This is a genomic window from Nocardia sp. Root136 (assembly GCF_001427185.1).
Lineage (GTDB): Bacteria > Actinomycetota > Actinomycetes > Mycobacteriales > Mycobacteriaceae > Nocardia > Nocardia salmonicida.
In genome coordinates, this window is record NZ_LMFE01000001.1 from 2871853 (window position 1) to 2886030 (window position 14178).

General features: G+C 68.1%; 13 protein-coding genes. 3 read left to right on the top strand and 10 right to left on the bottom strand.

Translation table 11 applies throughout. The features are described 5' to 3' along the window. Positions 1-129: 129 nt before the first annotated feature. Positions 130-1419 (bottom strand): isocitrate lyase, encoded by a 1290-nt coding sequence (gene aceA, locus ASD42_RS13145; protein WP_056814620.1) that lies wholly within the window; start codon positions 1417-1419, stop codon positions 130-132. 533 nt (positions 1420-1952) lie between these two features. Between aceA and ASD42_RS13150 the strand changes: the two genes are divergently transcribed. Next, the gene (locus tag ASD42_RS13150; RefSeq protein ID WP_056814624.1) at positions 1953-3095 is read left to right on the top strand and encodes an alpha/beta hydrolase; all 1143 of its coding nucleotides are present in this window, start codon (positions 1953-1955) and stop codon (positions 3093-3095) included. A 75-nt stretch (positions 3096-3170) separates the two neighbouring features. Next, a complete protein-coding gene (locus tag ASD42_RS13155; RefSeq protein ID WP_131816571.1) occupies positions 3171-3458 on the top strand; it encodes a hypothetical protein in 288 nt (95 codons plus the stop codon). Positions 3459-3508: 50 nt separating this feature from the next. On the opposite strand, the gene puuE is transcribed toward ASD42_RS13155, so the two are convergent. Genes puuE through ASD42_RS13175 form a run of 4 tightly spaced genes read right to left on the bottom strand, consistent with a single transcriptional unit; the run spans position 3509 to position 9913 of the window. Next, entirely contained in the window at positions 3509-4429 is a 921-nt protein-coding gene (gene puuE, locus ASD42_RS13160) for an allantoinase PuuE (RefSeq protein WP_056814629.1), read from the bottom strand. Continuing rightward, on the bottom strand, positions 4426-5403 hold the full coding sequence (gene alc, locus ASD42_RS13165; protein ID WP_056814632.1) for an allantoicase: 978 nt from the start codon (positions 5401-5403) through the stop codon (positions 4426-4428). The genes puuE and alc overlap by 4 nt, the downstream gene beginning before the upstream one ends. 59 nt (positions 5404-5462) lie before the next feature. Continuing rightward, a complete protein-coding gene (locus ASD42_RS13170) occupies positions 5463-6686 on the bottom strand; it encodes a DUF6986 family protein (RefSeq protein ID WP_084787084.1) in 1224 nt (407 codons plus the stop codon). Beyond that, positions 6683-9913 carry a molybdopterin-dependent oxidoreductase gene (locus ASD42_RS13175; protein ID WP_056814638.1) on the bottom strand — a complete coding sequence of 1077 codons (3231 nt, stop codon included), beginning with the start codon at positions 9911-9913 and terminating at the stop codon, positions 6683-6685. Before ASD42_RS13175 ends, ASD42_RS13170 begins: the two co-directional genes overlap by 4 nt. Between ASD42_RS13175 and ASD42_RS34370 the strand changes: the two genes are divergently transcribed. After that, positions 9912-10049: a hypothetical protein gene (locus ASD42_RS34370; protein WP_156677433.1), complete on the top strand. Its 138-nt coding sequence runs from the start codon at positions 9912-9914 to the stop codon at positions 10047-10049. The genes ASD42_RS13175 and ASD42_RS34370 overlap by 2 nt on opposite strands. Positions 10050-10051: 2 nt before the next feature. Here the strand turns inward: ASD42_RS34370 and ASD42_RS13180 are convergent, their stop codons facing one another. The 5 genes from ASD42_RS13180 to uraD form a co-directional block, all read right to left on the bottom strand. Next, a complete protein-coding gene (locus tag ASD42_RS13180; protein ID WP_056816246.1) occupies positions 10052-10897 on the bottom strand; it encodes an FAD binding domain-containing protein in 846 nt (281 codons plus the stop codon). 188 nt (positions 10898-11085) lie between these two features. Beyond that, positions 11086-12456, bottom strand: a complete 1371-nt coding sequence (locus ASD42_RS13185) for an 8-oxoguanine deaminase (protein WP_056814641.1) — start codon at positions 12454-12456, stop codon at positions 11086-11088. Then, positions 12444-13349 carry a factor-independent urate hydroxylase gene (pucL, locus tag ASD42_RS13190; RefSeq protein WP_056814643.1) on the bottom strand — a complete coding sequence of 302 codons (906 nt, stop codon included), beginning with the start codon at positions 13347-13349 and terminating at the stop codon, positions 12444-12446. Before pucL ends, ASD42_RS13185 begins: the two co-directional genes overlap by 13 nt. A 1-nt stretch (position 13350) precedes the next feature. After that, positions 13351-13668, bottom strand: a complete 318-nt coding sequence (uraH, locus tag ASD42_RS13195; protein ID WP_056814646.1) for a hydroxyisourate hydrolase — start codon at positions 13666-13668, stop codon at positions 13351-13353. After that, positions 13665-14156: a 2-oxo-4-hydroxy-4-carboxy-5-ureidoimidazoline decarboxylase gene (gene uraD, locus ASD42_RS13200; RefSeq protein ID WP_056814649.1), complete on the bottom strand. Its 492-nt coding sequence runs from the start codon at positions 14154-14156 to the stop codon at positions 13665-13667. Before uraD ends, uraH begins: the two co-directional genes overlap by 4 nt. Positions 14157-14178: the final 22 nt, after the last annotated feature.

The following is a 14178-nucleotide window of genomic DNA, read 5'->3' on the forward strand; positions in this document are numbered from 1 at the left end:
GCTGGGGAGGTCATAGCGACCAAAGTATAGGGATGCCCTCCCTCACCGAGGGCTGATCGGCGAGGGAGGGCGTACACCCCTACCGGAGTAGAGGAAAGACGTTGCCGGTCAAAGCAACTCCGAGGGGGATCAGTGGAACTGACCCTCTTCGGTGGAGCCCTTCAGGGCGGCGGTCGACGTGTTGGGGTCGACGGTGGTGGCGATGGTGTCGAAGTAGCCGGCACCGACCTCACGCTGGTGCTTGATGGCGGTGAAGCCACGCTCGGCAGCAGCCTTGAACTCGCGCTCCTGCAGGTCGACGAACGCGGTCATGCCCTCGCGAGCGTAGCCGTGCGCCAGGTCGAACATGCCGTAGTTGAGCGAGTGGAAGCCCGCCAGGGTGATGAACTGGAACTTGAAGCCCATCGCGCCGAGCTCACGCTGGAACTTCGCGATGGTCGCGTCGTCCAGGTGCTGCTTCCAGTTGAACGAAGGCGAGCAGTTGTAGGCCAGCAGCTGGTCCGGGAACTCGCTGCGAACCGACTCGGCGAACTTGCGCGCGACCTCGAGATCCGGGATACCGGTCTCCATCCAGATGAGGTCGGCGTAGGGGGCGTAGGCCTTGGCACGCGCGATGCAGGGCTCGATGCCGTTCTTCACACCGAAGAAGCCCTCGGCGGTACGGGTGCCGTCCAGGAACTCACGGTCGCGCTCGTCCACATCGGAGGTGATGAGGGTGGCGGCCTCGGCGTCGGTGCGGGCGATGATCACCGAAGGCACGTCGGCGACGTCGGCGGCCAGACGCGCGGAGGTCAGGGTGCGGATGTGCTGCTGGGTGGGGATCAGCACCTTGCCACCGAGGTGGCCGCACTTCTTCTCCGAAGCCAGCTGGTCTTCCCAGTGCACACCGGCGGCGCCGGCCACGATCATGGCCTTCTGCAGCTCGTAGGCGTTCAGGGCGCCACCGAAGCCGGCCTCGGCGTCGGCCACGATCGGGGCCAGCCAGTTCTTGACCGACTCGTCGCCCTCGACCTTGGAGATCTCGTCGGCGCGCGACAGGGCGTTGTTGATGCGACGCACGACCGCGGGAACCGAGTTCGCCGGGTACAGCGACTGGTCCGGGTAGGTGTGGCCGGACAGGTTGGCGTCACCGGCGACCTGCCAACCGGACAGGTAGATGGCCTTCAGGCCGGCGCGAACCTGCTGCACGGCCTGGTTGCCGGTGAGGGCGCCCAGCGAGTTGATGTAGTCCTCGTTGTTCACGAGGTCCCACAGGATCTCCGAACCGCGACGGGCGAGGGTGTGCTCCTCGACGACGTTGCCCTGCAGCTTGGAAACCTGCTCGGCGGAGTAGGTGCGGGTCAGGCCGTTCCAACGCGGGTTGGTGTCCCAATCCTGCTGGATTTCCGCTGCGGTCTTCGGGGTGCCGGGGAGAGACATCTCTTGACTCCACTTCCTCGTGTGGTCGGTGCCCCACGCAGTCGGCGTGCGAATCAACCGGTGGCTGAACGCTTTCGGTTGCACATCTCGTACTGCTGGAGCAATTTGCAGGCTTGCTAGGACTAACTAGGGCCCAAGGGGTGTACTTCCAAACAATGGCACACCCGGAAATAGCCGTCTACCTGTTGGTTGTGTGAATCTCAGCTAGTTTTGACGACGCGTTTGCTAACTTTGCGAAATTAGCGGGCTGATTGCAAGCATCGGCCCTACCGACGGGTAGTGCTGACCAGGAGTTTTAGCATAACGCTCGTACTGTTAGCGATCATCGGGTGGGCGCCCTCCGACACTCCCGAGCCTTCCAGCGTGTGAGTCGTTTCACACACCACGCCGGACACGAATGATGTGCGTGTCGTCACTCGATTGGGTCACGACGCGCGGATTCCCCCATCGCCCCCCAGAAGTGGGTGCACCGCACAGCGTGCGAGACACTCGTCCACCGAGACAGGTTGCTCGGAAGACGAAAGAGTGGGTCCATGAGGATTTCGAGGATCGCGGCGACATCGCTGACCGTATTGGCGGCGGCATTGAGCCTGGCACCGGTGGCGAGCGCGCAGCCGACCGAGGCGGCGGGCACCGTCGTCGGCGTCGAGTCACTGTCCGCCGCGGCTACTCTGCCCGGTTCCGCCCGGGCCGAGCGCCTGCTCTACCGATCGACCACCGCGGGCGACCAGCCGACCACCACCAGCGCGGCTGTGTACTTCCCCGCGGGCGACGCCCCGCAGGGCGGCTGGCCGGTGATCGCGTGGGCACACGGCACCGTCGGACTCGGCGACGACTGCGCCTACAGCGTGGGCGGGCCCGCCGCGGTCGAGCGCGACTGGGCCTACCTCGGCACCTGGTTGAACCAGGGCTACGCGATCGTCTCCGCCGACTACGCGGGCCTCGGCGGCCCCGGCGAACATCCCTACCTCAACGGCATCGCCGAAGCGCACAATGTGGTCGACGCGGTGAAGGCCGCGACCGAGCAGTACTCGTCCCTGTCGAACAGGTGGGCCGTGGTCGGCCAGTCCCAGGGCGCGGGCGCCGCGGTGTTCACCGCCCGCTACGCCACCGAATTCGGCGGTCCCGATCTGGACTACCGCGGTGCGGTGGGCACCGGCGTCCCCGCCTACATCGAGGACGTCATCCAACTACTCGGCCCCGGCGTGCCCCCCGTCGCCCTGAGCTCGCACCTCACCGCCTACGTCCTGTACATCCTCAGCGGCCTGCGCACCACCTACCCCGACCTGAACATCGACGGCCTGCTCACCGACACCGGCCGCACCTGGCTCGCCCGCGCCCAAACCGCCTGCATCGGCCCCCTCGGCGACGAACTCGCCGCCGCGAAACCCTCGATCGGCAGCATGTTCGCCCGCCCCATGTCCTCGATCCCCGACGTCCACGGCCTGCTCGCCCACTACATGGGTCTGCCCGAATCCGGCTACGACCGCCCGCTCTTCCTCGGCCAGGGCCTGCAGGACACCGACGTTGTCACCCCCGAAACCCTGCGCTACGCCGCGGTCCTGCAAGCAAACCGCCAGCCGCTCACCTTCCGCACCTACCCCACCGACCACGACGGCACCGTCAACGCCTCCCTGGTCGACTCGGTGCCCTTCGTCAGCGCGCTGTTCGCCTGACCCGAGTACGAGAACGGCCCCGCGCTACTCCAAGTAGCTTGGGGCCGTTACGTTTTCGTACGTACAGTCGCAGGCGTGAGAATTATTCGATCCGCCGCCCTTGCCGCGTTCGTGCTGCTGCTCGCACCGGCCTTCGCGCACGCCGACCCGCCGCCGATCTTCACTCAGGAAGAGCAGTGCGAGACCACGCGCACCCTGGTCGACAATGTCCGCGCCGCGAAACCCGATGCGACGCCGGAAGAGATCGCGAACGCGTTCGTCGAGTACATGGATTCCCTGGGCGCCTACAACCGCGTCCCGCAGGCCAAGGAATCCGATCGCCAGATCACGCTGAGCAACATCGAACGCTGCGGTTTGGCGTAAGCGCCGAGCCGACGTCGACCCCCGCGCGCAGCGGGGTCGACGTCGCGCGATCAGTCGCCGAGGAGCCGAACCCCCGCCGGGTGGACTTTGCGCCAGTGTTCGGCGATGTCGATGCGGCGGGTTGTCCACACCCGTTCGTGCGATTGGACGTGGTCGAGGAACCGTTCGAGGGCGGCGGTGCGGGCGGGACGGCCCGCGATGCGGCAGTGCAGGCCGATCGACAACATCTTCGGGGCGCCTTCGGCCCCTTCGCGGTAGAGCACGTCGAAGGCGTCGCGCAGGTGGGCGTAGAACTCGTCGCCGTTGGCGAAGCCGGCCGGGGACGAGAAGCGCATGTCGTTGGTGTCGAGGGTGTACGGCACCACGAGATGGTTCTGCCCGCGCACCTCGGTCCAGTAGGGGAGGTCGTCGGCGTAGGAATCGGAGTCGTAGACGAAACCGCCCTGTTCGACAACCAATTCGCGGGTGTTCGGGGAGTCGCGGCCGGTGTACCAGCCGAGGGGGGCCGCACCGGTGAGGTCGGTGAGGATGCGGACCGCTTCGGCCATGTCGGCGCGTTCGCTTTCGCGATCGATCAGCTGATAGGACTTCCATCGCAGTCCGTGACAGGCGATCTCGTGGCCGAGTTCGGAGAAGGCCGCTACCGCTTCGGGATTGCGCTGCATCGCCTGCGCCACGGCGAAGACGGTGAGCGGTAGGCCGCGCCGTTCGAAGGCGCGCAGCACTCGCCACAACCCGGCGCGCGAGCCGTATTCGTAGAGCGATTCCATGCTCATGTGCCGGTTCGGAAAGGCATCGGCGGGCGTCATCTCGGAGAGAAAGGTCTCCGAATGCGGCGAACCGTCGAGGACGTTGTTCTCCCCACCCTCTTCGTAATTCAGCACGAATTGCACCGCGATCACCGCGCCGTCGGGCCACTGTGGGTCGGGCGGATTCGGTCCGTATCCGACGAAATCGCGAAGCTCGCTCATGCGCTGAGCTCTCCGTAGAGGCGCAGCCGGGCCAGGCCGCCGTCGGGATAGATGTCGAGGCGTACCTCCACTACCGAGGCCGCCGCGAGGGCGAGCGCGAAGCGATGCCGGGTGTCGGGGAGCAGGTCGGTGCGCGGCAGGAGTTCGACTTCTGTTCCGTCGCTGGTCAACCCGGTGAGCGACGCCGAGCCGGGGCTGTTTCCCAGGAAGCAGGAGGTGTCGATCTCGGCGAGCCGGATCGCGCCCGGGCCCGCCAATTTGATGCGCACCCAGTCGTTTCCGTCGTCGCGGCGACGCGCTGTCTCCCAGCCGTCGCCCATCTCCCTGGCCAGGCCGGGGTAGAGCATCTGGTTCGGCGAACTGTAGAAGCGGTTCGAGCAGTCGAGCACGAGGGCGCCGTTTTCCAGCGCGGCGAGGTCGAGCGGGCCGAGGCCGAGGAGCGCGGTATCGGGGCGACCTTCGCCGTGCACGCGAAGCCGGGCCACGCCGCCATCGGGATGCATGGTGAGTTTCACATGGGTCCACCGGTTCTCGTCGTCGACGGCGAACGGATTGCGGCTGTCGCCACCGACCTTCACGCGGTCGAGCAGGGTCACCCAATCGGTGCGGGCGGCGATCTCCTCGGCGGGCGGATAGCCCTCGATCGCGAGCGCCGACAGCGACACCTCAGGCGGAAAATTGCCCTTGAACCAGGCGGTGTCCACCACCACGCCGCGGATCACGCCGGGCACGCCGAGGCGCACGACGGCCGAATCGTCACCGGGTCTGCCGCGATGCCTGCGAGTCTCCCAGCCGTCGTAGACCTGACCTTTGTGCCCGAACGTCGCCGGCTGGTATTCCGACGGACCCGGGCTGACGAGGTTCTCCTTCTCCGCGAAGAATTCGTCGTTCGCCCAGATCACCGAACCGCCAAGGGTGCGGACAGCCAGATCCGGGAGCAGGGTGAAATCGTCGCTGCCGTCGACTCGGCTCACGGGTGCCTCCTCATGTCGGGTTCGATATTACTGGTATACCGCTATTTGTGGTGGATGGCTCATGTCGTACGCACGCGCCGAGCGGCGAGGTCGAGCAGAACATCGCCGGTCAGGTCCGGGGCCTTCGCGAGTAGTTCGGCCTCGGTGAACGCCCCGGCCCGCAGGCCACGCAGCACGGTGCTCGCCAGGGCTTCGGCGGTAGCGGGCTCGTCCAGCACGCCCCCGCCGCGCCGGTCCAGATAGGCGATCAGGCGCGGCACCGCCACCTCGGACGCGCTACGGAAGAAGTCGTAGGTGGCGAGCCAGCGGGTGATCAGGTGGCCGGGGTGCATGTCCCAGCCCTGGTAGTAGCCGCGACGCAGCGCCCGGTCGACCAGGCGGTGATGGTTGGCCATGGCGCCCTCGGGATCGACATCGGGAACGATCTGGGTGGAGCCGTCGCAGATCCACACCCCCGTCTGCGCGGCGGCGACCTGCATCACCGACTTGGCGTAGTCGGCGGCGGGATGGTCGAGGGCCTGATCGGTGGCCGCGATGCCGCAGGCGGCGGTGTAGTCGTAGGTACCGAAATGCAGTGCGCTACAGCGTCCTTCGGCCAGCTGGATCATCTTGACGATGGGCGCGGTACCGTCGGGGGCGATGATCGCCTGCGGGCTCTCGATCTGCAGTTCGAACCGCAGCGACCGTTCGGGCAGGCCGTGTCCACGCTCGAGCCCGGTGCACAGGTCGACGATCGCCGACACCTGTTCCGCGGCGCGGATCTTCGGCACCGTGAACACGAAGCCGGGCAGCGCCCCACCCGCCCCGTCGAGGACCAGTTCGAGGGTCCGCAACGCGCGCCGACGTTCGTTCGCGGCCAGCCCCTTCGTCCGAACTCCGAAGGAGACCGGGGCGCCGGGCTTTTCGGCCCACGCCGCCAACGCCTCCCCCGCGACCTTCGCGGCCGCGTCCTCTTCCTCGTCGGTCCGGAACCCGTAACCGTCCTCGAAGTCGATGCGCATGTCCTGCACCGGCCGGTCCGCGAGTTGACGGCGTACGGCAGGCAGCGAGCCGGTGACGTCGAGGCCGACGAGGAAGTCGGCGTGGCGATGCAGCAACTCCGAGGCGGTAGCACCCCACTCGGCGGGGGTCTGCGCGGTGGCGCGGTCGGCGGGAACGTAGGCGGTGTGCACGGGCTGGACCCGGTCACCGGCCCCGGGGTAGCGCACGCGCAGTTCCGCGTCGACGGAGTCGAGAATGGAGTCGATGCGGGCTCGAATATGTTCGGGCAGGCGAGTATTCACCCGGCGGTTCCTTCCTTGATGGTCCGCCACACCCGGTCGGCGGTCATCGGTAATCGGTCCGGGCGGACACCGATGGCGTCGCGAATCGCGTTCGCCAGGGCCGGGGCCACCGGGTTGTAGGGGGACTCACTCATCGATTTGGCACCCAGCGGGCCCAACTCGTCACTCGTTTCGGCGAAATAGACCTCCGTGCGGGGCAGATCGGCGAACTGTGGAACGTGATAGTGGCGCAGCGTCCTGGTGGTCACCACACCGTATTCCGACCGCATGTCCTCGTAGAGCGCGGTACCGAGTGCCTGCGCGACCCCGCCTTCCACCTGCCCGCGCAGCTGCACCGGGTTGAGCACGGTGCCCGCGTCGGCGACCTGGATCGATTGCAGAATCCGTACCGCGCCGGTCGAGGGCTGTACCGCCACCCGGAACGCGTGCACATTGAAACTCACCGAGCGCGGGGTGCCCGCGTGGGTGCCGTGGGCGATCAGCTCGCCGTCGGCGAGCAGTCGGTCCGCGGTGATCAGCTCGTCGCCGCAGCGCACACCGTCCGCTTCGAGCAGGCAGTCGCGTTCGGGGTGGCCGCTCACCTTCGCCGCCCTCGCCAACATCATCGCGTGCAGTTCGAGCGCCGCCGCGTAGGAGGCTTTGCCCGCGACCATGGTGCCGGTGGAGCCGAACGCGCCGGTGTCATGGCCGACCACGTCGGTGTCGGACTGGCGGATGACGATCCGCTCGGCGGCGGTGACCAGTGCCGTCGCCGCGAGCTGGGCGTGGACGGTCGTGGTTCCGTTGCCGAATTCCGCCGTGCCGACGCCTATTTCGTAGCGACCATCGGCGAGCAGGCTCGCCGTGGCATCGGCGTGGTGTCCGCGCGGAGGTACCGTCGCGATCATGGCCACGGCCATCCCCTCACCCACCTGCCAGTGCCGACCGGGCGCCGCGACACCGTTGCCGCGACGCAGTGCCTGTTGAGCGGTGTCGAGACATTGGTCGAGACCGTAACTGCCGAAAGTCAGGTCGGACTCGTCGATTTCGGCGGCGGTGAATTGATCTCCCGGAATCACCACATTGCGACGGCGGAATTCGAACGGGTCGATGCCGAGTTCGCGGGCCAGTTCGTCGATCGCCGATTCGACGCCGAAGATCACCTGGCCGAGCCCGTATCCACGGAACGCGCCGGAGGGAACGTTGTTGGTGTACACCGCTTGCGCGTCGACCCGCTTGTTCGGGCAGCGGTAGACGGCCACGGATTCACCGACCGAATGGAACATCACGCCCGCGCTGTGATTGCCGTAGGCGCCCGCGTCGGCGAGGACGTCCACCGAGAGCGCGGTCAGGACCCCCGCCGCGTCGGCTGCCGCGGTGACCGCGACGCGCATCGGGTGACGACATGTGGCCGAGGTGAATTCGTCGGTGCGGGTGAACTCGTATTGCACGGGATGCCCGGTGCGCAGCACAGCCAGCGCGATGAGATCCTCGGCCAGCATCTCCTGCTTCGCCCCGAATCCGCCGCCCACGCGAGTCGCGAACACCCGCACGCGATCTCGATCCAGCCCGAACAGGTGGCACAGTTCGTCGCGGACCAGGAACGGCACCTGGGTGCTCGAGCGGACGACGAGCCTGCCCGCGTCGTCGAGCCATCCGATTCCACCGTGGGTCTCCAGGTGCACATGCTGCACGCGAGGTGAATTCCACACGCCGCTCACCACTTTGGCGGCCTGCTCGATGCCCGCGTCGAAATCACCCACACCACCGTGGATCTCGGCGATCAGATTGCGCTGCGCGTCGGCGATCCGCGCCGAGTCCGGCTTGTCGGCATGCAGCAACGGTGCGCCATCGGCCAACGCCGCCTCGGGCTCGAAGACCGCGGGCAGCACCTCGTACTCCACGCGCAGCGCTCGCACCCCCGCGCGTGCGGCGTCCAGGGTCTCCCCCACCACCGCGGCCACCCGCTGCCCCGCGAACCGGACCGTGCTGTCGAGCACGAAGGTGTCGTCCGGATCATCCTCGCGCAGCTCGTGGCGAGCCGTGGAGAACGCGGTCCGCGGTCCATCCACATGCGTCAACACCGTGTGCACACCCGGCACCGCCCGCGCCGCGGCGACGTCGATGGAGACGATCCGCGCATGCGCGTGCGGACTGGCCAGCACAGCCAGATGCCACGGAGCCACCGGCGGCATCTGCTTCCCCGCCCCCGGCACCACGTCCATCGTGAACGCCTCCCCACCCCGCACGATCCGCGCCCCCGCGGGCGCCCCCACCCCGTCCCCGATCTGCCCCGGCCGATACTTCCGCCGCATCACCCCACCGACCCGCGCCTCCACTACCGACACGGCAGACACCCCGACATCAGGCCCTTCTTCAGCCGAGACCGCGGTGACCTCGCCGGCCAGATGGCCGCCCACATAAGACTCGACACCAGGCCCCTCCGCAACGATCGGCCCAGCCGATCGCGCCACCTCGTCACCTCGCGGCCGCACGTCGTCACCAGGCGAATGAGCTGACCGACCGCCATCGCTGCTCGCCGTGGTGGCCGCAGACACGTCCGGCAGCGTTGCCGTGTCCGCCGATTCCGCCTCCGACTCCGTGCTGCGACCGGCACCCGCCCGCTCTGCGACTTCATCGGTAACGCCGCGCGAGGCCGACGAACTACTGTCGAATCGGTCAGCGGTCGACTCACGACCGCCCTCCCCTGTGCACAACGTGCCGGATTCTCCCGAACGGCGCTGCGCCGAGTCGGCTTCGGTATTTGTGCACACTGATGCACAGGGTGCGGCCAAAGCGTCGGCGATGGCGCGATACCCCGTGCAGCGGCACAGGTTTCCCTTCAACAGCTCGGCGCGTTCGGCGTCGGTGATTGCCTGAGCAGCAGAGTTGTCCACAGGTGTGTCGGGCCGAACGGCGGCCAGACCCGACGCTGTCACCACCATTCCAGCAGTGCAGAAACCACATTGGAACCCGGCGTTCGCCACGAAGCTGCGCTGCACGGAGTTCGGCCCGTCCGTATCGCCGAGTCCCGCGGCGGTCGTCACCGCGCGGTCGGCGGCGCGGTGTGCCGGGATCAGGCAGGAGTGGACGGGTTCGCCGTCGAGCAGCACCGAGCAGGCGCCACAGTCGCCGGAGTCGCAGCCCTTCTTGACCGCCAGCTCACCGTGTTCGCGCAGCACCGTGCGCAGACACTGGCCTGGCCGCGCGCTCACTTCGACCGCACGGCCGTCGATCTCGAGCCTCATGAACCACCTCCGTGTTCCGTGGTCAGCACAATTCGGCCGCGCGGGCCGCCCTCGACCAGTCCGGATGCTGCGCGATCTCGAACGCGACGGCCTGGTCACCCGCACCGTGCCCGCCGCCTACGACGCGACCATCTGAACTCACGACGCCTCCCCGAGTTCGGCGGCGACCTCGGTGACCAGCAGCCCGGTCACGTGCTCGCGCCAGTCCGGCGCACCGTGCGGGTCGTCGAACCACACGTCGTCGTCCAGTTCGGCCAGCGCGTCGGTCAGATCGGATTGTGCTGGGACGGAATCGAAGTCGAGGACGATCGGTCGCACGGTCGCCGCGGTGACGGTGATCGCGCAGCGGTCGTCGGCCTCGCGTCTACCCATCACCACCGATCCGGAACGCCCGAGCGGAGCCAGGGCTATCTTGCGAAAGCTGGTGCGCGCCAACAGACTCGAAGTAGGCACCAGAAAGGAGCGCACGACGGCGCCCGAGGCCAGCAGATTCTCGCCGGGCCCGGTGACGAAGTCGCGCAGGCTGATTCGACGCTCGCCGCCGCCACGCGGCCAGATCACCGCCGTGGCGTCCAAGGCGACGAGCGCGCCGAGTACCGCACCGGCGGGCAGCGACAGGCACACATTCCCGCCGACTGTCGCGGTGCGCCAGATCTTGTGCGAGGCCAGCAGCGCCCGGCAGGACTGCGCGAACAGCGCCGTCCCCGGCCACTCCGGCCGCAGCGTCGAGGTGCCGAGTTCGCGGCCGGGCCCGGCGCCGGCGAACTCCGCCAGCGTGCAGGTCGCGGCGATCTCCAGACCTTGCGCGCGGGCCGTGAGCGGAGCCCAGCCGAGGGTGGTGATGTCGACCAGCCGGTCGAGATGATCGTGCGGCTCGGAGAAAAGAAAGGTGCCGCCCGCCAGCACCGCGCTACCCGCTCCGACCTGTGCCAGATCGGCGCGCTCGCGGGCGAGAACAACCTCGGAAACAGTATCCAGATCCACGTTCACCTCGCTTGCCTCACCGGCCACAGTAGGGGCCGCGAGTTGCCACGATGTTGCACGAAACCCGCGCCAGATTGCGCCGCGGTTAACCCGGTGTACGCCATCCAGTGTGCGCCGATCCGAGCAAAACCGCAGTTCAGCACGCCGTCGCCGACGAGTACCGCCCACAACCGAGATCTTGCGCGAGATCACGCACCGGCCAGCAGCGTGGCTTGCGCCTGGGCCACCTCGGCGCCGACCGCCATCTCGTCCACGGTCAGCACCACATCGTCGCGAACAACCTCGCGCCCGTTCACCACCAAGGCGGCCAACGGCGGCGCCGACCCGAGCACCAGCGCGACAACAGGGTCCTCGATGCCCGCGTGAGCGGGGGTATCCAGCCGCCACAGCGCCAGATCCGCCAGCTTGCCGGGTTCGATGGACCCGATCTCCTCGGCGCGCCCGAGCACGCGCGCGCCGCCCATGGTCGCCAGTTCCAGCGCGGTCCGCACCGTCATCGCCCGTGGCCCACCGACCGCCCGCGCGTACAGCAGCGCGTTGCGCGGCTCCTCGATCATCGAACTCGACTCGTTGCTGGCCGCACCGTCGACCCCGAGCCCCACGGGCACACCGGCCGCCACCAGGTCGGCGGTCCGCGCGATCCCGGCGCCCAGCCGACCGTTCGACGTCGGGCAGTGTGCGATCCCGGTCCCGGTCCTGGCCATCGCCGCGATCGCCGGGTCGTCGAGATGCACGGCGTGGGCGTACCAGACGTCCTCGCCGAGCCAGCCGAGCCGCTCCATGTACTCGGCGGGCGTGCACCCGAACTTCTCCAGGCAGAACTGCTGCTCGTCGAGGGTTTCGGCGAGGTGCGTGTGTAGCCGGACACCCGTGGAACGCGCCAGCGCCGCGGACTCGCGCATGAGATCGGCGGTCACCGAGAACGGCGAGCAGGGGGCCAGCGCGATCCGCACCATCGCGTCGAAGGACGGGTCGTGCCAGTCCTCGACGGCCGCGGCGCTCGCGGCGAGGATGTCGTCGATCGACTCCACCACCGAGTCCGGCGGCAGCCCGCCGCTGCTCTGTCCGAGATCCATCGACCCGCGCGCCGGGTGGAACCGCAGCCCCACCTCGGCGGCCGCTCCGATCTCCGCGGCGAGCAGATCGCCGCCGCCGCGCGGGAACACGTAATGGTGATCCGACGACGTCGTGCAGCCACTGCGCGCCAGCGAGACCAGCGCGCCGGTCGCCGCGGTCCGCACCGATTTCTCGTCGATCCGCGCCCACACCGGGTACAGCGTGGTCAGCCACTCGAACAGGGTGTTGTCGGCGGCCAGCCCGCGGGTGATCCACTGGTAGAGGTGGTGATGGGTGTTGACCAGACCGGGCGTGAGTACACAGCCGCGCCCGTCGATCCGCGCGACCCCGGGGCCGAATTCCGGCGGCGTACCCTCGCCGACGGCATCGATCCTGTTGCCACGCAAGGTGACCCAGCCGTGGCGGTACTCGGTGCCCGCCGCGTCGACGGTCACCACCGCGCAGCCGTGGATCAGCAGATCGGGCGCGCTCACGGCTGCCACGCGATCCCCGCGTCGGGTGCGTCCGCGCGTGCCAGGGTGGCGTGGATCGAGCCGTACGGCCGGTCGGCCGCCCAGAAGACCTCACCCTTGTTCTCGATCTCGAACTGCGCCAGGTCGTAGTCGAAGTGGTGCTTGTTCGGCGCCGACAACCGGATCTCGGCGAGCATCGGAAAACGTTCCAGCGCGGCCGTTCCCATCGCGTACAGCGTCTGCTGCAACGCCTTGGAATACGTGGTCGCGAACAGCTCGAGCAGCGTGGCGCGAATCCCGGCGTACACCTCGTCCCAGTCGACTCCACCGATTTCGGCGAAGCGCCACTGGACCACCAGCGAACTGGCCAGCACACGATCATGGGTCGGCGCGAGAGTCGTGTACTCGTCGGTGAGGAAGTCGGCGAACTCCGAGCCGGTCGACTTGAGCAGCACCAGGTCCTTGATCCCGCCGATCACCCAGGTCTGTTGCTCGGCGCCCGTGCCCGCCACCGTCACCGCCGCCGTGCGCACCTCGGGCCCCTGCCGCACCCACGTGTGATCGTGTTCGGCACCATCGATCGAGACCCGTTGCCAGCCATAGGAGTCCACGTCGATCCGCGCACTCGACACCGGCTCGACCGCATCGACGAAATGCTTCGCCAGCGCGATCGCGTAGTCCTCGATGGTGTCGAGGCCGGGCTTCTTCGCGTAGATGAAGGCGGTGTGCTTCTGGGTGTCGGTGGGCAGAACGTGACGCTGGTCACCGTCGGTGTATGCCGCCTCGAAATCGCCCCGCAGGGCGGTGGAGACGTTCACGTCGCGAATCTCGTGGCGCGCGTTCTCTTTGTAGAAACGCACAACCCGATTCTCGGCCTTGCCATATCGATGATCGGTCAGCACGATCGGACCATTCAGTGCCATCTCAGCTCCCTCGGTAGGTGGAATAGGCGAACGGCGACAGCAGCAGCGGCACATGCAGATGCGTCTGCTCACCCACCGTGAACGCGACGCAGACTTCCGGATAGAAAGTCTCGCTACCCTGCGCCGCGAAATAGCTGCCGGTGTCGAAGAAGAGGCGGTAGTCGCCCGGATTCAGCCCGGCCGCAAGCTCTTTCACCCGCCCGTCGGCATCGGTGAGCGCTTCGGTGAGCCGCTGGTCCTCGCGCAGGAGCCAGACGGCGACACCCGCCGCCGGCGCCCCGCACACAGCATCGAGGACGTGGGTGCTCAGGCTCGTCATCGCACCACCAGTCCCGCCAGTCGCAGCCGGTTGATCTTCGACAGTTCTGTTCGCATGATCTGCCTTTCGGTCGACGGATCGTTGTCCAAGCGCGCCCGCAACACCGCGAGCAGCTCCTCGCCGCTGCGGCCCGCGGCGCAGACCAGATAGATGTGGCCGAACTTCGCCTCGTAGGCGCGATTGCCCTCGGCCAGCGCCGAGCGCACGTCCTGGCCGGTCACGCCGGACTGTTCGCGCGCCGACGCCGCCGAGGTCGGGCGGTCGCCGATGCGCGGGTGACCAGCCAGCGCCTCATCGATGTCGGCGTCATCGAGCGAGGCTGACGCCGCGTCGGCGGCCGCCGTCAGCGATTCCGTGGTCGCGTAGGGACGGGCAGCCGCGACAGCCCGTGCCCAGCGCGGCGCAGCGCAACAGGCAAGCAATGCCTCTTCGGCAGTCTCCGCAGGTAGATCGTTGAAACCCGCGAGGCTCAACCCTTGGCTCGTCATCGATCCAGCATCGCGCGATCCC